This window comes from Gemmatimonadaceae bacterium, assembly GCA_036273715.1.
Taxonomy (GTDB): Bacteria; Gemmatimonadota; Gemmatimonadetes; order Gemmatimonadales; family Gemmatimonadaceae; genus JADGGM01.
In genome coordinates, this window is record DASUHB010000062.1 from 109,101 (window position 1) to 129,913 (window position 20,813).

Below are 20,813 nucleotides of genomic sequence, written 5' to 3' on the forward strand. Positions count from 1 at the left end.
GTTAAGCCGGACAAGGCCGGACAGGGCCGGACAGGACCGGAGAAAAACAAACTTGCGACCTCTTTAGCCGCCGTCAGTCCGGCCTTGTCTGGCCGTGTTCCACCTTGTCCGACCTGAGGCCGGCAATGCTCGGGTTGGCCACCCGTCCCTCGAGATCGAACACCTCAATCTCGTTTCTGCCGCGGCGAAGCCACACGCCGGGCAGATAGAGCGTCTGCTGCGGTCCGACGCGCCAGTAGCGGCCGAGGTTGATGCCGTTCACGAAGACGATGCCGCGCTTCCAGCCGCGCATGTCGAGAAACGTGTCGCCGGTGCTGTCGATCGTAAAGGACCCTCGGTAGACGCTGGGGCGATTCTCGGCGGCGAAATGCCCTGTGGCGTGGGCCGGCACATCGAATGGGAGGCCAAACATTTCCCATCCGGTGAGCCGCACGCCGCCTAACGTGACCGGCTCGACGATGCCCTTGCGGTCGTCCACGAGCAGCGGGCCATAGTTGATGTGTCCCGTGTTCTCGACGAAGATGTCGAGGCGGGCGCCGGCGGGAACGTCCAGGCGGGCGGTGAACGCGCTCGTGCGGCGTGCGAGCGTCGCAACGCGGCGGCCGTTCACGAACACCTCGCCGAAGTCGCGCAGGCCCGGCACGGCCAGCATACCATCGGCGGCGGCGGACATCCGATGGCGGTAGAGCACGTAGCCGTGCGCCTGTCCAAGATCGGCGAACGACAGCGGATCTGGCGCGCGCACGGGCGCCGTGTGGGCGACGAGGTCCAGGATGTCCGCGGCCTGCGTTAGGCCAAACCGCCGAATGGCGATCGCGGGCAAACGCGCCGGAACATCCGGAATCGGATACGACACGTGGCGGCGGATCACGTCGCGCAGGGCGTAGTACTTCTCGTTGGGCCAGCCGGCTTCCGACAACGGCGCGCCGTAGTCGTAACTGGTCATGCTCGGCTCGATCGGCTCGGTCGTCGTGTAGTTGGCGCCCGACGTGAACCCGAAGTTCGTGCCGCCGTGAAACATGTACAGGCTCACGCTCGCGCCGCGCGACAGCAGGCTGTCGTACTGCGGCAGGAACCCCGAGAGCGGCGTGGATGGCAACGGCTCGTCCCAGTGCGTGAGCCACCCCGGATAGAACTCCGCCACCATGTACGGGCCCATGCCGTGGTTGTATGGCTCGACGTGCGCGACGAGTGAGTCGTAGTTGGTCTCGCCGGTCACCGAGGCGAACACGCCGGGCATCGATCCCTTCGCCAGCTCGGCAGCGCCGTCGGCCGTGAAGAGCGGGGCATCGATGCCCGCATCCACGAACATGCGGCGTGTCGCATTCTTGTACGCGGAGTCGGCGCCGAACGAGCCGTACTCGTTTTCCACCTGGACCATGAGAATGGGTCCGCCGTGCGTCACGAGCAGCGGCCTGATCTGGCCGCCTAACGCACGCAGGTAGCGTTGGGCCGCGCGCTGGTACCGGGGATCGTTGCTGCGCACGCGCGCGGCCGGCGAGCGCAGCAGGTACGATGGAATGCCGCCGAAGTCCCATTCGGCGCACACGTAGGGGCCGGGCCGCAGAATCACCCACAGCCCTTCCTGTTGTGCTTCGCGAACGAACTCGGCGAGATCGCGATTGCCGGTGTGGAAGTCGAATACGCCGGGCGCGCGCTCGTGATAGTTCCAGAAGACGTACGTCGCGATGGTGTTGAGCCCCATCGCCTTCGCCATCCGCAGGCGATGCCGCCAGTATTCGCGCGGGATTCGCGCGTAATGCATCTCGCCGGCGATGATCTGGAACGGCTTGCCGTCGAGCAGGAACGCGCCTCGGCCGATCGCAAAGGTGTGGGCGGCGCGTTCGGTCGCTACGACGTTCGGCGACGCGCCGTAGAGTCCGATCAGACACAGTGCGGCGAGGCCGCGGCGCGCGCCGCGGCTCCAGCGCGCGAGCGCCGCGTCGCGCGTCCGCCTCCATTGACGATGCGTGGCTGGGGCGATAGTCTCGCCACGACGAATCCTTCGAGTGTTGCGCATTGGCAGTCGACCCCGATCGTCTATCCGTGTCCGCGTCCGTCACCCGCCGCGCCTTTCTCGAGCGGAGTGGCGGCCTGATGCTCGGCGCCGGCGCGCTTGCGTTAGGCGTGGGGCGCGCGGCTGCCGGGGCGGACGAGATCTCGCTGGGCAACGATGCCATCTCGGCTATCTGGACCACAACCGGCGGCTCGCTGCGCCCGGCGCGTTTCACCGACGGCGTCAACAAGACCGCGCTGCCCGTGCCCGCGCAAGTCTTCACGCTTGCGTTCGCGGACAAGACCACGCTCGACGCGGCCGATATGCGCATTGCAGCGCCGCCGATCACCGAGGTGGTCGCAGGCGCGCCGGCCGCGTCGCGTGCCGCCGAGCGTGTAGGCGGCCGGAGGGTGACCGTGCGGCTGCGCGATGGCGGCGGCCGGATCGAGGCCGTGTGGCGCGCCGAGCTGCGCCACGGCAGCGCGTACATCCGCCAGGAGCTCGCGCTGCGGGCGTTAGGCAGCGACGTGCCGCTGCGCGCCGTGACGATGTACGCGGTGCGTGCGCCCAACGCGATGACGCCCGGCACCGTGCGCGGCACGCCGGTGGTGATCGGCAACGCCTACGTGGCGATCGAGCATCCGCTCGCCGACAATGTCGTGGACGGCGACGACGTGCGGTGCCGCGCCACGCGCACGTTGCCGCTCCGGCCGGGAACAACCTTCGACCTCAGCTGCGTCGTGGGCGTGACGCGTCCGGGGCAGCTGCGCCGCGATTTCCTGGCGTACGTCGAGCGCGAGCGCGCGCACCCGTACCGGACGTTTCTGCACTACAACTCGTGGTACGACATCGGCTACTTCAACCGCTACAGCGAAGCCGATGCGTTGGGCGCGATCACTGCGTTAGGCGCCGAGCTCCACGAGCGGCGCGGGGTGACGCTCGACAGCTTTCTGTTCGACGACGGCTGGGACGACCCAACCACGCTGTGGCACTTCAACGCGGGCTTCCCGGACGGATTCACGAACGTCGCCGCGGCCACGCATCGCTATGGCGCGGCGCCCGGCGTGTGGCTCTCTCCCTGGGGCGGCTACGGGAAGCCGCGCCAGGAGCGGCTGGCGTACGGCAAGCAACACGGCTTCGAGACTAACGCAGATGGCTTCGCGCTGTCCGGCCCCATCTATTACAAGCGCTTCCGCGACACCTGCGTGGACATGGTTCGCAGGTACGGCGTCAACCAGTTCAAGATCGACGGCACGGGCGACGCATCGAGCACGAGTCCCGGCAGTCCGTTCGACAGCGATTTCGACGCCGCGATTCATCTCATCGGCGAGCTGCGCGCGCTCGAGCCCGATCTTTACGTGAATCTCACGACCGGCACATATCCGTCGCCGTTCTGGCTGCGCTACGCCGACTCGATCTGGCGCGGCGGCGACGACCACGATTTCGCCGGCGTCGGGTCGTCGCGGCAGCGATGGATCACGTACCGAGACTCGGACACGTACGACCACGTCGTGCGCGCCGGCGCGCTCTTCCCGATGAACTCGCTCATGCTGCATGGAATGATTTACGCGAAGCAGGCGCACAACCTGATGACCGATCCGGGCAACGATTTCCCGAGCGAAGTGCGCAGCTACTTCGGCACCGGCACGCAGCTGCAGGAAATGTACGTCACGCCGGCGCTCCTCTCATCTGGTGACTGGGACACGATCGCCGAATGCGCGAAGTGGTCGCGGGCCAACGCGGGGACACTCGTCGACACGCACTGGGTGGGCGGAGATCCGCAGCGGCTGGAGCCCTACGGTTGGGCATCGTGGTCGGCGAGGAAGGGGATTCTCACGCTGCGCAATCCGTCGAACGCGGCGCAAAACATCGCAATCGATGTCGCGCAGGCCTTCGAGCTGCCGGATGGAGCGCCGCGGCGGTACGCTGGCGTTAGCCCATGGGCCGCCGACAGCGGGCGAGCGGCCCTCGAGCTTCGCGCCGGAGATGCGCATCGGTTTTCGCTTGGCCCGTTCGAGGTGCTGACACTCGAGTGCGCACCGCGATGAGCGTTTGACGTGCGGCTCACCACGCTCGATTGGATCATCGTCGCGGTCAGCCTCGGCCTGTGCTACCTGCCGGCGTTCTTCTACATCCGGCGGTCGCAATCCGGGCTCGCTGAATTCTTTGCGTCGGGGCAGTCGGCGCCGTGGTGGCTCGTCGGCACGTCGATGGTCGCCACCACCTTCAGCACCGATACGCCTAACCTGGTCACGGACTTCGTGCGCTCGCACGGCGTGTCCTACAACTGGGTGTGGTGGGCCTTCCTCCTCACGGGAATGGCCACGGTGTTCTTCTATGCCCAACTGTGGCGCCGGTCGGGGGTGCTCACCGACCTCGAGTTCTACGAGCTGCGCTACGCGGGGAAACCGGCCGCGCTCGTGCGCGGATTCCGCGCCGTCTATCTCGGGCTGTTCTTCAACATCATGATCATGTCGACGGTCACGCTCGCCGCGATCAAGATCGCGAACGTGATGTTGGGGTGGGACCGGCTCGAAACGGTGGTGATTGCCGGCACGGCGTGCGTGCTCTTCGCGTCCATCTCCGGGCTGTGGGGTGTGCTCACCACCGATATGGTGCAGTTCGCGCTGGCGATGATCGGTGTGATTGCCGCGGCGGTGGTGGCGCTCCAGCAGCCACAGGTTGGCGGACTCACCGGCATGCTCACCAAGATCAGCCCGAAAACGCTCAACCTGCTGCCGGATTTTTCGGACACGTCGCTCACGTTGAGCGTGCTCGTCATCCCGCTCACCATCCAGTGGTGGTCGGTGTGGTATCCGGGTTCGGAGCCGGGCGGCGGCAGCTACATTGCCCAACGCATTCTCGCCTCGCGCAACGAGCGGCACGCGCTTGGCGCCACGCTCTGGTTCAACGTCGCCAACTACGCGCTCAGGCCATGGCCATGGATCATCGTTGCGCTGTGCTCGATGCTGGTCTTCCCGACGTTAGGCGACATCCACCGCGCGATGCCGCACGTCGAGCCGGCGCTCATCGGCAACGATCTTGCCTACCCGGCAATGCTCACGCTGTTGCCGGTGGGGATGAAGGGGCTCATCATTGCCGCGCTCTTCGCCGCGTATCGATCGACGATGGAGACCCATCTCAACTGGGGCTCGTCGTACCTGATCATCGATTTTTATCAGCGGTTCGTCGCTCCGGGGAAGAGCGAGCGGCATTATCTCTGGGCATCGCGGTCGCTCACCGCGATTCTGATGATCGCCGCGGGCGCGTTTACGCTGTTGCTGTCGACGGCGAGCGAGGCGTTTCAGCTGTTGTTGTCGGTGGGCGCTGGCACGGGTCTCATTTACTTGCTGCGATGGTATTGGTGGCGGGTCAACGCGTGGAGCGAGATCTCGGCGATGGTGTCGTCGTTCGCGGTCTCGATCGCGTTCTTCGCGGCGCGGAAGTTAGGCGCGCAGGTCGCCGATCCCGTGCCGCTGCTCGCGACCGTGGCGGTCACGACGGTGGTGTGGATCTCGGTCACGCTGCTCACCGCGCCGGCCGACGATGCGACGCTGCTCCGGTTCTACGAGCTCACGCGACCGTCGGGCCCGGGATGGAATAGAATCCGAGCGGCGTCTCGCATCGCTCCTTCGCCGGACAGTTTGCCGCAGATGATGCTCGGCTGGACCGCCGGCGTGGTCTTCGTGTACGCGGGGTTGTTCGGCACCGGCAGTGTGGTATATGGGCGCCTAACGCAATCCGCCATCTGGCTGGTCGCGTTCGTGGTGAGCGGCGCGGTGCTGTGGCGCGTCGTGCGCCGTATCTGGTCGGCCGACCGCCCCAAGATGGCGGGCGCCGACACCTCGGCCGTGGCCGCCGAGCACGAGTGCACGAAGGCGGTGATCCTCGCGCGGGGGATGGGCACGCGCATGCGCGAAGCGGATGACGGCGTTGCGTTAGGCGTGGCCCAGGTAGCGGCGGCGGATGCCGGGGTGAAGGCAATGATTCCGGTCGGCCGGCCCTTTCTCGACTACGTGGTGAGCGCGCTCGCCGACGCCGGATTCACCGACGTGTGTCTCGTCGTCGCGCCGGAGTCCGATGCGATTCGCGAATACTACACGCGCACGGCGCCGCCCACGCGAGTGCGGATTGCGTTCGCCGTGCAGTCGGCGCCGATCGGAACGGCCGACGCGGTGCTCGCCGCGCACGACTTTACGCGGGGCGAGCCGTTCGTGGTGCTCAACGCCGACAACTACTATCCTGTCGAGGCGCTGGCACGCCTGCGGACCACGCGCGGACCGGCGGCGATCGGGTTCTCGCGCGATGGTCTGCTGCGCGACGGCTCCATTCCGGCGGAGCGCATCGCCGCGTACGCGATGCTGGACGTCGCGACGGATGGCACGCTGCGCCGGGTGATCGAGAAGCCCGATGCCGCGGCGTACGCGCGACTCGATCGCTCGCTCCCGGTGAGCATGAATGTGTGGCGACTGACGTCCGAGTTTTTCCGCGCCTGTCGCGACGTGCAGCCCTCGCCGCGCGGCGAGCTCGAGTTGCCGCTCGCGGTCCAGTACGCCATCGATGTGTTAGGCATGCGGTTCTCGGTGGTTCCTGTGGACGGGCCGGTGCTCGACCTTTCGCGCCGCTCGGACATTCCGCGCGTGGCGGCCGCGCTCGCGAGCGTGGACGTGACGCCGTAGCCTGGGACGCCCTGGGGTTTGAGCGGAAATGATTTGATGATGGCGCCGAGCGCGGTCGAGCCATCGTGTGGCGGCATGACGCCTCCTCGCATTCCAGATTCGCAGCTCAGCGCGGCGCCCGATTCGGCGCGTCGCTTTCGATTCATGGAGATGGTGCGGCGCAGGATGCGCGAGCGCCGATACAGTCCGCGGACGGAGGCAGCATACTGCCACTGGATCGTGGCGTACATCCGCTTTCACGGCCGACGACATCCCCGAGAGCTGAGCGCCGAATGCGTGCGTCAGTTTCTCTCGCACCTTGCCGTCGAGCAGCGCGTGGCGGCCAGCACACAGAACCAGGCGTTGGCTGCCTTGGTCTTCCTGTACGAGGCCGTGCTGCACACACCGCTGCCGCGCGTCGACGGAATCACGCCTGCGCGCCGAACACGGTTCCTGCCGGTGGTGCTTTCACCGAGAGAAGTGAAGCTTATCCTGCGCCGTCTCCATGGCGACGCGCAACTTTGCGCATTGCTGATGTACGGCAGCGGTCTGCGTCTAACCGAATGTGTCTCTTTGCGGGTGAAGGACATCGATCTCGATCGCGGCGAGATCGTGGTTCGTCAGGGAAAGGGAAGGAAGGATCGGCGCACGCCGCTGGCGGAAGTGACTCGACCGCTTCTCGCGCGGCGTCTTCGAGACGGATTGGGAGTGTTCCGGCGTGACCGGAAAGCCGGTGTCAAAGTGGACGGGGTGAGCGTCTCGTACCTGCGAAAGGATCCGAACGCGGACGCGTCGTGGAGCTGGTGGTACGCGTTCCCGGCGACGCGGACGTTTGTTGACTCAGACGGAGCCCGTCGTCGTCATCATCTCCATCCCACCGTCGTGCAGCGAGCGTTCAAGCGGGCCGTGAACGAGCTCGGCCTGGTCAAGCGTGCGACGTGCCACAGCCTTCGTCACTCGTTCGCGACGCATCTACTCGAGTCGGGTTCGGATATCCGCACGGTGCAGAAGTTGCTCGGCCACGCGAGTGTGCAGATGACGATGCGGTACACGCACGTGCTGAATCGCGGTGGACTTGGCGTTCGGAGCCCCGCCGATCGCCTCTAGCGCTCCCACCGACGCTCGGCGCTTTTTTCACCACCGCGTTGATTCTTTCGCGCGGCTTCGCAGCCTAACTATCGGCGCACGCTTTCTTGAACGCCTCTAACTGCTGATCAGCCAACTCGATCACGTTGCAGTCGGCCTCCGTGCGTATATTTAGGCAGCGGAGCCTTGCGGCATAAGCAAAAAGTCCGCAGCATAACGCAGTTGCGTAAGACAATCGACAACTTTGACACGCAGCAGGGATATATAGTTAGGCCGTAACATACGCAGGATCGGCACGCATGGCGTGTTGTGCGTCAGCCACAGCGGACGCTATGACTCCTCTGAATGGTATTCGTGTTCTAATAACCGGCGCCACGAGTGGCCTCGGCGCGGCGATGGCGACGGCCCTCGCCGCCGCCGGTGCGCGTGTCCTGGTGACGGGCCGCAACGAGGAGCGCGCCGCCGCTGTTGCGCGCGCCCTCCGGCCCGGCGCGGTCTCGTCGGCATTGGATGTCCGGAACGAGCACTCGGTGGCCGCGTGCGTCGCGCGCGCGACCGAGGCCTGGGGCGGTATCGACATGCTGGTGAACAACGCTGGGATCGGCATGCGGACAGTCAATCCGCGCTTTCTGACCGAGCCCCAGCCGTTTTGGGAGGTGACGCCAGCCGGCTTCCGCGACGTCATGGAGACGAAGGTTGTCGGCTGCTTTCTGATGGCGCGCGCGATAGTGCCAATGATGCTCCAACAGGGCGGCGGGCGTGTGGTGAATATCTCGATGAATGAGGAGACGATGATCCGCCGCGGCTTCGTGCCGTATGGGCCAGCTGGGGCTGGCGTCGAGGCACTATCGCGCGTGATGGCGGCTGACCTCGCGGAGACATCCGTGACAGTCAATATGCTTCTTCCCGGTGGGCGCGGGACGGACACGGGGATGGTGCCCGACGACGTCCCTGCAAACGTTCGCGCGCGCCTGCTGGACCCAGCGGTGATGGGCCCGCCGATTGTATGGCTCGCGTCGGACCGTGCCGCAGGCGTCCATGACCGGCGCATCGTTGCGAATGAGTTCGACCCCGCCGCGTTCCGGCCGTGAGCCCGGCCGACACTGTGCGTTCCGCCGCCAGCTTCGCGCCTGCGGCCTAACAAACGTTGCAGCTGACGAACGATTGAAGGATTGCGCATGCTTCGCATGCGCTCTTATTTGACTCGTTCGCAGCTGAACTTGGGCGTTAAATCACACACGCATCCTATGCAGATCAACGATCTCGCATGACGCCGTCAAGTACCCTTGATGAGCTCCTCGCTCATTTGGAGACGATGCTCCGGACGAGCACTTATGCCGACGCAACCGGCAACGGCCTCCTCGTCCGCGGTCGCTCGCCCGTCCGGTGCATTGGGGCCGCGCTCAATACATCGTTCGCCACCATCGACGCCGCGATTGAAGGCGGGGTCGATTGCCTCTTCGTCCATCACGCGCCATGGGCCTCCATCGATCTCGATCTCCATGCGCCGAAGCTCGAGCGTCTGAGGCGGGCGGGAATCTCTCGCTCTACGCGGCGCACGAAGCCCTTGATCGTGCGGCTACTCCTAGTGTCGGCTCCGTTCTCGCGCGGCTCGTCGATCTCACCATCGAGCGCGAAGGCCAGGATGATCTCATCGTCGGCTTGGCGCCGTCAATGACGTTCGATGCTTGGACGGCTCTCGTTGCGGAACGCCTGATAACCCCGGTGCGTGCGTGGCCCAACGCCTCCGACTTCCAGCGCGTTGCCGTCGCCCCTGGAGGGGGCGGCAGCACAGCGTACCTGGCCCAAGCCATGGCGCTGGGGTGTGACACCTTCTTCACTGGCGAAGGCTCGCTCTACACCGAACTCTTTGCGCGCGAGCAGCGGCTGTCCCTCGTTCTCGCGTCGCACAATGCGACGGAGTTTCCAGGCGTGTGCCACTTTGTAGAATCGGTCGCGGCGGCGCTCGGGCTTGAGTACCGAGAGATACGAGAGGCCGCGTTTATAACCGGCGGTGGCCAAGCCCCGATCGAACATGGTCGCCTGTCACCTAACGAAGGCTGAACCTGCCGGGCGAGCGAGTGATTGCCTCGCTCGGGTCGGCTCGTTATGATTCGCCCGCGGGTTCGATCGGGCGTTAGGCTGACACCTAGACGAGAGAATCGCCAGCTGCCGGTGCCACCAGAGGGCCTTCGCGTAGCGGTCGGACCGTTCGCCGATGCGGAAACCTTTCTCCAATCGGGAAGGGAGACCCTGGCGCTGCTAACTTCCCTCTGCGAACTCCGCCCCGATCACGCGGTGCTCGATGTCGGCTGCGGTAGTGGGCGGGTCGCGCTCCCGTTAACCGAATATCTTTCGCACTCCGGTAGCTACGTCGGCTTCGATCCGGTCGCTGGGCTAATTCAGTGGTGCCACACTCACATCACAGCGCAATATCCAAACTTCCATTTCAGGCACGTCGATGTCCACAATGCCTCCTACCATCCGGAAGGGAGGTGGCCGGCCGCGGCGATTCGATTCCCCTGCGAACCGGGAAGTGTCGATGTCGCCCTATTGAGTTCCGTGTTCACGCATCTCCTCCCAGAGGATGTCGCAGCGTACGTTAGAGAACTCCGGCGTGTCCTGCGACCCGGCGGCCGGTGTCTGGTCAGCTACCTCTTGATGAACGACGAGGCGCGCGCGGCTGTCGAAGCGGAAACGACCATCTTTGATCTGCAGTACCGGCACGGGCCGTATGTAAGCTTCTCGCGGGAGCACCCGACGGAAGGCTTGGCCTACGACGAAGTTTACGCCTTGAAGACCCTGCGTGAGGCGGGGCTGGCGATCGAAACCGTACGCTACGGCACGTGGCGTCACATCCATAGTTTCGCGGTCGAACATGATTGGGTGGTCGCCCGCAAGCCGATTTCCGCGGCCTAACGAATTGCTGAAGCGGATGAGTGCGACTAATGCGGAAGTCATCAGTGCTCGGTGCCTGGCGGGTACCGTGATTGGTCAGCATCATCGTGCTCGTGGGCTGGCCGCTCAGCGCTTAGCTCGGCGTTAGGCCTCAAACGGTACGCCATGGCGGAGCTGGCTGTCGGTCATTGCGCTGAGTGCGCGGCACCATTCGCCTATCGCCTCATACACAATGGGTTCAACGAATCCGCCTATGCGTATTGCGACCGTTGCGGCATGACCGCCCTCCTTGATGGCTGGTACGCGGACATTCCTCAGGCGGCGCACCTCGAGTTGCATCAGCGCATCAGCGCAGATATCGAGCCGTTCCTGCGATCGTGCGCGTGCGGCGGCCGCTTTACTGCCGGTGCGGTACCTCGATGCCCACGCTGCACTCATCCACTCGATCCCAATGACGTCGCCGACTTCATCGAGTCAAATGCTCCTGGCGCGAAGCAGGGTTGGCGATGGCAGCGGAACTGGGCTGGGCTTTACGCGATTGTCGTTGATGACCGCGTCGCACGTGATCCGTGGCTTTCACCCTGAGACTCAAACCGGCTGAGGCCTAACGTACGTTGCCGACTGAACGTGCGACTGCGTTAGCTCGCTGGGCTCGCAAGTTGTGAAATCGGCCGCGGCTGAACTGAGGCGTTGACTAATGCATGGGGCGTGATGACCAATGACCGACTTTGCGACCGGAGCAGTTGAGGCGAACGAAAGCGCGCAGGTGTTCTGCCGTGCGCTGGATGCGCATGACTGGTCGGCCCTCAGCGCCCTCGTTGATGAGGCCTCCCTGGACGACGAGAATGGCCAGGCCGGTCGTCACGAACTTGCGCGTTCCCTCGCTGAGATCTTCGGTCCGGGTCCCTCTGCGCAGGTCTCGCGCACGTGGCTCGGTGTCGTCGCTGAACCGCCTGATCTGGCCGGCCTTCGGCGGCGACATGTATATCGTTGCTCGCGCGTAGAGATTCCGCACGAGCATAGTCTCACGTCGACCATCTTAGCGCGTGTAGGCTGAGCGGTTGCGGGTGCACTTGGCGTTAGGCGGCAGGAGATCAGGAGACACTCCATGTTAGGATGGTTCCGGAAGAAGCCCGCGTCGCCGGCAGCGCGGTCCGCTCCGCCGGCCCCGCCCACAGCGGGGCACCCGCTGCGCGAGCTCCTGTTCGGCGACTATCCGCTGGAGGCGTGGGCGCCCGGCGGCGACGCGCCCCGGACCGGGGAGCCGTGGACGCGATTCGCCGACGCGCTCGCGCGGCGCGAGCGGGGCGACGTGACCGGCGCCCGGAACGCGCTCGCCGAGATCGTGCGCCAGCCGGGGCTCGAATCGCGTCACCGCGTCCAGGCGTGGCATGCGCTCCGCGACCTGGGCCAGGACCCGCCGCCCACGGAGGCGAAGCACGTCTACGGCGTCGTCGTCGACATGCCGACGCCGGCGGGGCTCGACACGCTCGCCGCGTACGAGGACCGTTCGGCGCGCTTCCTGAGCCACGGTGGCGGGGCCGTCGTCTGGGAGCATCCCGACGCCTCGCTCGACGCTGCGGTCGACGCGCTGCTGGCAGCGGGCCGCGCCCTCGTCGGACCGATCGGCCCGTGGGCGGGTGTACGGCCTCCGCTGCCACCGGGCGAGGCGCGCATCAGCATCCTAACGCCCAGCGGACTACACTTCGGGCAGGGGCCGGTCGGCGTATTCCGCGGAGACGCGCGAGCGGCGCCGGTCCTGGCGGCGGCGACGGCGCTCATGCAGGCGCTCATCACGAAGGCCGTGCCCCGTTGAGCGCAGCCTAACGAATCGTTGACGATGACGAAGCGGCGCCCGCTCTCCGCGCCTAACTCACACGAATCATCGGAAGGACGATTGATGACGGACGTGAAAGAGTTTGGCTCGACCACGATCGTCTCGGGCCCATCGTGGACTGGACACGGGTTTACCGAGCCCAAAGCGCACTCGTTCTGGCTCCAGTTCTGTTGTCTTTCTCGCATTCGGGATTCCTTTGCAGCAGAGCCGGAGCGTTAGCCAGACAATTGTTGCGCCTCGGTTTCATGTACTATTGAGATGCCGCGACGTGGTTGTCCCGAGGAAGGCCGGCGCAGTGGGTTCGATTCCCACGCACGTTATTGGGCGCCGGAACCTTGGCCGGGTTCGAGTCCCGGGCGGCCTTTGGACGGATCAGCAGGGCTATGTTCCAATTCCTCGATGCGGTCCAGAGGAGCGACCTAGACGGCGAAAACGATCCCGTCCGCCGCCGCCTGGCAAACGGAAGTTATTGAACAGCTTGGAGCTGCGCCGCAAACGACAATGAGATGTCCTTGCAGCTCGACTCTGGCGTTAGGCGGCCGACACCGGTTACACCGCGACAGAGGGGGTCTTCGTCATGGATGCAGCCGACACGAGGAGCCGATTCGCCGCTCTCGGCGCGTCACGCGTCCCAAGCGCGCCGTCGGCGGACAGTCGGCGCGCGGTGACGCGACGCTGGCAAGGCCCGCGTTTCGCCGCAACGATGGTCGGTCTGTCACTTGGCGTACTCGGCCCGCGGCTCTCGGCACAGACCGCCGCCGACACCGCGGCCGTCCGCGGCGTTGTCCACGATGAGATCACGGCCTGGGATCATGGCGATGCGACCGCCTATTCGCGTCACCTCGCGCCTAACGCAACGTTCACGAACATCCGCGGCCAGTACTTCACCGGCTATGCCGGCTTTCTCCACCAGCACGAGACCATCTTCAAAGGCATTTTCAAGCACACGACGTTGCAGCAGGACATCGTGTCGCTCCGCTTCCTGGGTGCCGATGTCGCCGTTGTCGAAGTGCTGACGGCGGTCAGCGGCGTGACGCAGGCCCGTCCAGGCATGACCTTCGACCAGCGTGGGCGTTTGCGCACGCGCTTGCTGCAGATTCTCGCCAAGCAGGCCGGCGAGTGGAAGGTCGTGGCCTATCACAATATCGACGTGAAACCCGGGGTACCTGTCCCCGATCCGCGGTGACGGCCAGCGGACAAGTCAGCGTCTGCTGCGTGCCGTGGGACTGCCACGATTCGACTCACTCGTTAGGCAACAATGCAGACATCGACTCGCCTCGATGACGGTGCTCGCTCGGATGCGACGTTCCGGCGACTCGAACGCGATTTGGCGGGGCTCGGCGCGCCGACCGGGCACGGCGCCCCCATGGCGTTCTGGGTGCCCGGCCGCATCGAGGTGTTGGGCAAGCACACGGACTACGGCGGGGGACGAAGCCTGCTCTGCGCCGTCGAGCGCGGAATTTCGGCGGTGGCCCGCATCCGCGATGCCGATCCGCCTAACGCGCCACGCGTGCGCATCCGTGATGCCAAGCAGAACCTCGTCGCCGAGTTCGACGTCTCGGCCGACATCCCGGCAGCGCCCGGCACGTGGTCGAATTATCCGATCACCGTCGCGCGCCGCATCGCCGCGAATTTCGGCGGCCCGCTGCGCGGCGCCGACATCGTCTTCTGGAGCGACATTCCACACGCCGCCGGCGTGAGCAGCTCGAGCGCGCTCGTCGTCATGACGTTCCTTGCGTTAGGCGCAGCGAACGATCTCGAGGCGCGGCCGGCCTACCGCGACGCCATCCGCGGCGCCGATGATCTCGCCGGCTACCTGGGCGCGGTCGAGAACGGACTCGACTTCGCCGCGCTGCGCGGCGATCAAGGCGTCGGCACCTTCGGCGGCAGCGAAGACCACACCGCCATTCTTGCCGCACGCCGCGACGCGCTCGTGCAGTATCGGTTCTGCCCGGTCACGTTCGAGCGCGCGATTCCCATGCCCCGCGACGCCATATTTGTCGTCGCCTCGAGCGGCGTGCAGGCGGAGAAAACGGGCGCGGCACTCGAGCGGTACAACGACGTCTCGCGCCGCCTGCAGGTTGCACTCGCCTGCTGGCGCCGCGCCACCGGTCGCGCCGACGCGTCGATGGGCGCCGCGCTCGCCTCGGCCCCCGACGCCCGCGAGCGCGTGTTGTCTACGTTAGGCAGCGAGCACGACCACGAGTACCCGCCGGCATCGCTCATCGAGCGCGTCGAGCAGTTCGACACCGAAACCAACGATATCATTCCAGCCGCCGGCGACGCGCTCGCCCGCGGCGATCTCGCCGCGTTCGGCGCGCAGGTCGCCCGCTCCCAGCAGGGCGCCGAGCAGGCGCTCCACAACCAGATCCCCGAGACCGTCGCCCTCGTACGGCACGCGCTCGCACTGGGGGCATATGCCGCATCGGCCTTCGGTGCCGGTTTCGGTGGGAGCGTGTGGGCGCTCGTCAACCGCGACTTGGCCAGTGAATTCAGGGATCGTTGGGCCGTCGCCTACCGCACCGAGTTCCCCGAGGCGGCCCCGAGGTCCGAATTCTTTACGACCGGCGCCGGCGCGGCAGCGGCGCGGCTCGCATGAAACGCTCCAATCACCGTGTCAAATCGCTGTGCGAAAAGGCCGCCTCTCCTTGTCCGTTGGACCCGGCGCGCACAATGTAGAGGCTCACGGCCGGGAGCCTCATGATTCAACTCGACATGTTGGGTGCAGTTGCGCTACGCGCTTCGGACGGCCGCGAGTTTCGGCCGGTCCTCGCCCAACCCAAGAGGCTGGCCGTGCTCGCGTATCTCGCCGTCGAGTCCGCGCATGGACCGCAGCGGCGAGATCGGCTGTTCGCGCTCTTCTGGCCGGAGCTCAGCCAGGCTCAGGCGCGCCAGGCGCTCCGGCAATCGATCTATTTCCTGCGCCGTTCGTTGGGCGCGCAGGTGCTCGTCAACCGCGGCGCCGACGAAATCGGCCTCGATTCCGGCGTGCTGCAGTCCGACGTGCGCGCCTTCATCGACCATCTCGACAGCGGCCGCCTCGATGAAGCGCTCGCGCTCTATCGCGGCAGCTTTCTCGACGGATTCTTCATTGCGGACGCCTCGCCGGAATTCGAGCAATGGCTCGACGCGACACGCGCCCAGCTCGAGCGACGCACGATCGATGCGGCATGGTTGCTCGCCGACTCCGCCGAGCGGTCGGGGAATGGAGCCGAGGCCGTCCGTTGGGCGAGGTTCGCCGTGCGCGTCGCGCCCACCGAAGAGCGATCGCTGCAGCGACTGGTCGCGCTGTACGATCGGCAGGGCGACCGCGCGGGCGCCGTGCGAGCATACGCCGAATTTGCGCAACGACTCGACGCCGAGTTGGATGTCGAGCCGTCGGCGGAAACGCAGGCCTTGGTCGACGCGATCAGATGCCGCTCGGCGGCGATCGCCCCGGCCGCCACTGCGCCGGCGCTGCCGGGTGGGACGCCGCATGATCACGGCGCCGGCGCCGGCGCGACGCAGCCTAACGGGAATGAGGCGCTCGCGGCCCCGGCCGCGGCCCGGGCCTCCCGGCCTGTGCGGCGATGGTTCGGCATTCGCCGCTCATCATTCACCGCGGGCGCCGGCGCTGCCGTAACGCTCATCGCCACGACGCTGCTCCTCCAGGCGCACGCTGCGCACCGGCCGCCGCCGGTCGTCGCCGTTGGATGGATCCAGGACCCGAGCGGCGCCGATACCGGCTCGACGGTGCGCACGTTCGCCGAGCTGCTCGCCACCGATCTGGCGCGCGTGCCGGGACTCCACGTCGTGAGCCACGCGAGACTCTATGACGTCCTGAGCCAACTCGGCGCGCGCGCCGCGACACCGTCGGCGATCTCCGACGCTGCACGACACGCGGGAGCAGAGGATCTGATCGAGGCCGTGCTCTCGCAGGGACCCGACTCCGCGCATCCGCTGCGGCTCGACGTTCGCCGTGTGGATTTGGCGAGCGGTATGTCGGCGCCGGCCCGCTCGTTCAGCGGCCGATCGATTTCGGAGCTTGCCGACCGCGCGACAGCCGACGTGGCTGCGGAGTTCGAGCTCAGCGCGCCCGCCCAACCGTTAGGCGATGTCACGACCACGTCGCTCGCCGCCAGAAGCCTGTACGAGGAAGGGCTCCGCCGCTACTACCAGACCGACCTGTCGTCGGCCGCCCAACTGTTTCACGCCGCGCTGAGGCAGGATTCGACGTTCGCGATGGCGGCGTACTACGCGGGGCTGTCAGAGGCGGATAGCGGACTCGCGGCCCGACGCGACCTGCTGCGTGCGCTGCGGTTGGCAGATCGCGCATCGGATCGCGAGCGACTCATCATTCGATCCGCGTGGGCGTTCCAGACGAACGATCCCGCGCAGCTGGCGGTCGCCGAATCGCTCGCCACGCGCTATCCCACCGAGCCCGGCGCGGAGCTGGCTGTCGGCCGCGCGGCTGCGTGGACGGGGAAATTTGCCGATGCGATCCCGCATCTGTGGCGCGCCGTTAGGCTCGACTCGCTCAGTCTCAGCGGTCAGGGCCCGTGGTGCCGCGCGTGTGAAGCGCTGAGCACCGTGATCGGCTCGTACAACGCCATGGATTCGATGCGGGCAGCCGAAAGGACCGCGCGTCTCTGGACCAGAATGCAGCCACGGGCATCCGGCGCCTGGTGGGCGCTGTCGGACGAGTTTGCGCGTGAGGAAGAGTACGACAGCGCCCTGGCCGCTGAACGCGTCGCCGAACGATACGCGGGGAACGGATTCAATTACGTGGTGCCGCGCGTGGTGCTGGCCTTGCGCGCCGGGCGATTCGCCGCCGCCGATCAGATGCTGTCCGGCCGCGCGCAGTACGGGAACCACGCCGTGCGCGATGACGCGCTCTGGTGGTCGGTCATGAGCTTGCGCAACCAGGGCAGGCTGCACGAGGCACTCGGGGCCGCGCGTGAAATGGCGCGCGTCATGAATGACGAGCCGCCGGGGTTGACCACGCCACAACCGCTTGCTTCGCTTGCTGCCGCGCAGGTGCTGTTCGAAGCCGGGCGATATCGGGAGGCAGCGCTGCTGTTCGACTCCATCGCCAACTATCCGTGGCGTTCATCGCCGGACTTTCCGCGCGAGGCGCCGGGCCTGGTGGCGCGGCATCGCATTTGGATGACGACGCAGGAGGCGACCGCGCTGGCGGCAGCGGGCGACACGACGCGCCTAACGGCGATCGCGGACAGCGTCGAAGTGTGGGGTCCGCGGAGCGCCTTTTTTCGCGACCGCTCGCTCGTCCACTATGTGCGTGGCCTGCTCTGGTCCGCGCGCGGGCAGTTAGGCAAGGCCGAAGCCGAGTACCGGATGGCCCTCGTGTCGCGCAACGAAGACTACAGCCGCATCAACCTCGAGCTCGGGAAGACGCTCGTCGCCGAGAACCGTCCGCGCGATGCGATCCCGATCCTCGAAGGGCCGCTGCACGGCCCGGTCGAAGCGTCGAGCTATTACCTGACGTTCGCGCAACTGCATGCGACGATCGGTGTCGCGTTCGATCGCGCCGGCCAGGCGGACAGCGCCATCGCACACTATCGATGGGCGCTTGCCGCGTGGCACAACGCGGATCCGGAGTTGCGTCCGCAGGTGGACGCCATCACACGGCGGCTGCGCGCGCTCCGTTAGGCGCATGGTCGGATGCCGACCGGCGGTGCATGATCCTCCCTTCCGATGGCGGCGAAGACGCGACGACCGTGCGGGAGTTCGATCTTGCGTTAGGTCGACGGCGGGTTCGTCCTGCCGCGCGGCAAGCAAACGTTCGCCTGGGAGGGCGAGGACACGCTGCTCGTCGCTCGCGAATGGAAAGCCGGCGACCTCACGTCATCCGGATATCCGTTCATCGTCAAGCGGCTCGTGCGCGGTGAACCGCTCGACAACGCGACCGACGTCTTTCGTGGTGCCGCAACCGACGGCGGCTACGGCGTGTCGCCGTTTTCGCTCGCGTCGTTCGATCTGGCCTTGGCCAACGCGCATCCCGACAGGCTCGGGCCGGTCCCGATCTTCGAACCGGGACCGCGGGAATCACGTATTCGCGCGGAAGCTCATGTAACTCGTGACCTGACGTGCGCCCGGTCCGCCCGCACCGCCGACGGCAAGCGTCCGAGCGTCTTTCGGAACGTGCGGATCATGTGGCTCTGATCGAAGAAGCCCGCCTCGAGGGCGATCGCGGCGTGGGGGAGGTCGGTTTCACGCAACAGGCGAGCTGCGCGCTCGAGGCGGAATCGCGCGGCGGTCTCGCGCAGCCCTTCTCCCGTGGCGTGCCTGTAGGCGGCGCCTAACCAGGACGGATGCAACCGCGCGCGGCGCGCGAGCTCCGGCGCCGTCACGCCGGCGTCTTCCTTGAGGTGTCGGGTGACGTCATCGAGCCAGGCAGGCTGCCGAACCGGCGGCGCGCGCATCGCATCCGACAGGAATGCGCGCACGGCCGAGCGCAGGCGCTCCTCGGTCCTGTCGGCGCTGCACGCCCTGGCAAGGGCGGCGGCCGTGGCGCCGACGGGTCCGCCTAACCAGCGCGCGACAGGCGCGGTCGGAACCGGCAGGTCGAGCCAGGCGGGGTCGAACTCGATCTCGATCTGCTCGAATCCATCGGCCTCGATCACGTTCTCATGCGCGGCCCCGGCTGCGTACAGCACCGCGGACAGCCCCGAGACAAATCGCTCGCCGAGCTCGGTTCGACTCAAGTAGGAGCCCATCACGAAGAGCGACAGCAACGGTCGGTCATGGGCGTGGGCCGGCACCACCGTCGTACTGCGGTCGATCGTCCGCTTCATGCAGGCCCCACCGTACTCGAGATGCATCGGTTCCCGCCTCCGTGACATTGCCTTGAAACCATCCAATACATACGGTCGCTCCCTTCATACCGTGGCGCCACGGCGGCGGTAACCGGTTCGCGTGCCGTACGTCAGGCGTCAACTGAGAGGAGGGGAAAATCGCATGCCGCATCGAGCGCACGCTGCCATCGACGTGTTGATACGTCGTGCGTGCTGCCTGTGCCTGCTGGCAGCACTCACTACGGCGCCGTCCGTCGTTCGTGCCGGCGAGCCCATGGAGTGTCACATCGGCAGCTATCGACTCGCCGACGGAAGCACCATCGACATTGCACCAGACGATCCGGGCGCATTGCGCTGGCGCCGTCTTGATGGATCGACTGGAGCGTTGCGAGCGACGCCGGGCGGTGTATGGAAGAGCACCGCCGGTTGGACGGATCGACCGGACGGGATAACGGTCAGCTTTTCCTCGTGTTCCGACGATCGTATCGATTTCAGCGGTGTTGCCGGCAAGCGCATCCCGTTCGACGTCACGAACGTCACGTTCGTGAGCCACGGCATCCCACTGCGCGGGCGGCTCGTGATGCCGAAAGGTGAGGGAAGAGTACCTGTCGTTGTGCAGGTGCACGGTGCGGACACCGACCCGGCCCTCGTCAGCTTTTTTCTCCAACGCATGCTGCCCGCCGAAGGCATCGGTACGTTCGTCTACGACAAGCGCGGGACGGGCGAGTCCGGCGGACGGTACACCCAGGGTTACAGCCTGTTGGCCGACGACGCGGTGGCGGCCGTGGCGGAAACGCGGCGACTGACCGGGGGCCGGTTAGGCCGGATCGGGTTTCAAGGTGGGAGCCAAGCCGGCTGGGTCGCGCCGCTCGCCGCGGACCGCACGGGCGTGGACTTCGTCATCGTCTGCTATGGCCTCGCCGTCAACGTGATCGACGAAGATCAGGAGGCCGTCGAACTCCAGATGCGAGAGAAGGGCTATTCGCCGCAGGTGATCGCGCACGCGCTCCAGGTCGCCGGCGCCGTCGAGAACGTGTTTGCGAGCGGGTTCACGCGCGGCTTCCGCCGGCTGGATGCGCTGCGGGCGAAATACCGAACGGCACCATGGTACAAGGACGTGCACGGAGACTGGGCATTCTTCTTTCTTCCACACTCAGACGCCGAGCTCCGGGCGATGGCGCCGCAATACGATTGGCACGTGCCCTTCCACTACGACCCGATGCCGACGCTGCGCGCGGACACCACGCCGCAGCTCTGGATTCTTGGCGGCGAAGACTACGAAGCGCCGAGCGCGGTGACGAGCGAGCGCATCAAGGGGTTGATTGCGTTAGGCAGGCCGTTCACACTCGCCTATTATCCGAAGGCCGAGCACGGCATGACCTTGTTCGACACGAAAGCGGATGGCACGCGGGTTTCGACGCGGTACGCGCCCGGATATTTCGCGCTGATCAGAGACTTTGCCGAGTTCGGGCATCTCCGGGACGCGTATGGCGATGCGGTGATCACCGTCCCGCCCGGCCGTCGGCGCCCGGGCTCCTAGCGGG

Annotated in this window: 15 protein-coding genes; 12 read left to right on the forward strand and 3 right to left on the reverse strand. The window is 66.5% G+C overall.

Translation table 11 applies throughout. The features are described from left to right. Nucleotides 1-73: 73 nt before the first annotated feature. A complete protein-coding gene (locus tag VFW04_13215; GenBank protein HEX5180287.1) occupies nucleotides 74-2,020 on the reverse strand; it encodes a beta-galactosidase family protein in 1,947 nt (648 codons plus the stop codon). 26 nt (nucleotides 2,021-2,046) lie between these two features. On the opposite strand from VFW04_13215, the gene VFW04_13220 reads away from it, so the two are divergent. From VFW04_13220 to VFW04_13235, 4 genes are all read left to right on the forward strand, one after another. Then, entirely contained in the window at nucleotides 2,047-4,044 is a 1,998-nt protein-coding gene (locus VFW04_13220; protein ID HEX5180288.1) for an enterotoxin, read from the forward strand. Between the two features lie 9 nt (nucleotides 4,045-4,053). Then, on the forward strand, nucleotides 4,054-6,675 hold the full coding sequence (locus VFW04_13225; protein HEX5180289.1) for a sugar phosphate nucleotidyltransferase: 2,622 nt from the start codon (nucleotides 4,054-4,056) through the stop codon (nucleotides 6,673-6,675). A gap of 75 nt (nucleotides 6,676-6,750) precedes the next feature. Beyond that, entirely contained in the window at nucleotides 6,751-7,761 is a 1,011-nt protein-coding gene (locus VFW04_13230) for an integron integrase (protein HEX5180290.1), read from the forward strand. A 311-nt stretch (nucleotides 7,762-8,072) separates the two neighbouring features. Then, complete coding sequence (locus tag VFW04_13235; GenBank protein ID HEX5180291.1) at nucleotides 8,073-8,831, forward strand: SDR family oxidoreductase; 759 nt, start codon at nucleotides 8,073-8,075, stop codon at nucleotides 8,829-8,831. A 185-nt stretch (nucleotides 8,832-9,016) separates the two neighbouring features. On the opposite strand, the gene VFW04_13240 is transcribed toward VFW04_13235, so the two are convergent. Continuing rightward, entirely contained in the window at nucleotides 9,017-9,244 is a 228-nt protein-coding gene (locus VFW04_13240; protein HEX5180292.1) for a hypothetical protein, read from the reverse strand. On the opposite strand from VFW04_13240, the gene VFW04_13245 reads away from it, so the two are divergent. From VFW04_13245 to VFW04_13275, 7 genes are all read left to right on the forward strand, one after another. Further along, complete coding sequence (locus VFW04_13245) at nucleotides 9,217-9,804, forward strand: Nif3-like dinuclear metal center hexameric protein (GenBank protein HEX5180293.1); 588 nt, start codon at nucleotides 9,217-9,219, stop codon at nucleotides 9,802-9,804. The genes VFW04_13240 and VFW04_13245 overlap by 28 nt on opposite strands. A gap of 45 nt (nucleotides 9,805-9,849) precedes the next feature. Then, nucleotides 9,850-10,659, forward strand: coding sequence for a class I SAM-dependent methyltransferase (locus VFW04_13250; GenBank protein ID HEX5180294.1), 810 nt, complete (start codon nucleotides 9,850-9,852; stop codon nucleotides 10,657-10,659). A 144-nt stretch (nucleotides 10,660-10,803) separates the two neighbouring features. Beyond that, complete coding sequence (locus VFW04_13255) at nucleotides 10,804-11,223, forward strand: hypothetical protein (protein ID HEX5180295.1); 420 nt, start codon at nucleotides 10,804-10,806, stop codon at nucleotides 11,221-11,223. A gap of 523 nt (nucleotides 11,224-11,746) precedes the next feature. Further along, a complete protein-coding gene (locus tag VFW04_13260; GenBank protein ID HEX5180296.1) occupies nucleotides 11,747-12,454 on the forward strand; it encodes a hypothetical protein in 708 nt (235 codons plus the stop codon). A 724-nt stretch (nucleotides 12,455-13,178) separates the two neighbouring features. Then, nucleotides 13,179-13,661: an SgcJ/EcaC family oxidoreductase gene (locus VFW04_13265; protein ID HEX5180297.1), complete on the forward strand. Its 483-nt coding sequence runs from the start codon at nucleotides 13,179-13,181 to the stop codon at nucleotides 13,659-13,661. Between the two features lie 72 nt (nucleotides 13,662-13,733). After that, complete coding sequence (locus VFW04_13270) at nucleotides 13,734-15,074, forward strand: galactokinase family protein (protein ID HEX5180298.1); 1,341 nt, start codon at nucleotides 13,734-13,736, stop codon at nucleotides 15,072-15,074. Between the two features lie 101 nt (nucleotides 15,075-15,175). Then, the gene (locus tag VFW04_13275) at nucleotides 15,176-18,124 is read left to right on the forward strand and encodes a BTAD domain-containing putative transcriptional regulator (protein HEX5180299.1); all 2,949 of its coding nucleotides are present in this window, start codon (nucleotides 15,176-15,178) and stop codon (nucleotides 18,122-18,124) included. Nucleotides 18,125-18,540: 416 nt separating this feature from the next. On the opposite strand, the gene VFW04_13280 is transcribed toward VFW04_13275, so the two are convergent. Then, nucleotides 18,541-19,296: a helix-turn-helix transcriptional regulator gene (locus VFW04_13280; protein ID HEX5180300.1), complete on the reverse strand. Its 756-nt coding sequence runs from the start codon at nucleotides 19,294-19,296 to the stop codon at nucleotides 18,541-18,543. A gap of 247 nt (nucleotides 19,297-19,543) precedes the next feature. Here VFW04_13280 and VFW04_13285 point away from each other — a divergent pair, with 247 nt between their 5' ends. After that, nucleotides 19,544-20,809 (forward strand): hypothetical protein, encoded by a 1,266-nt coding sequence (locus tag VFW04_13285; protein ID HEX5180301.1) that lies wholly within the window; start codon nucleotides 19,544-19,546, stop codon nucleotides 20,807-20,809. Nucleotides 20,810-20,813 lie beyond the last annotated feature (4 nt).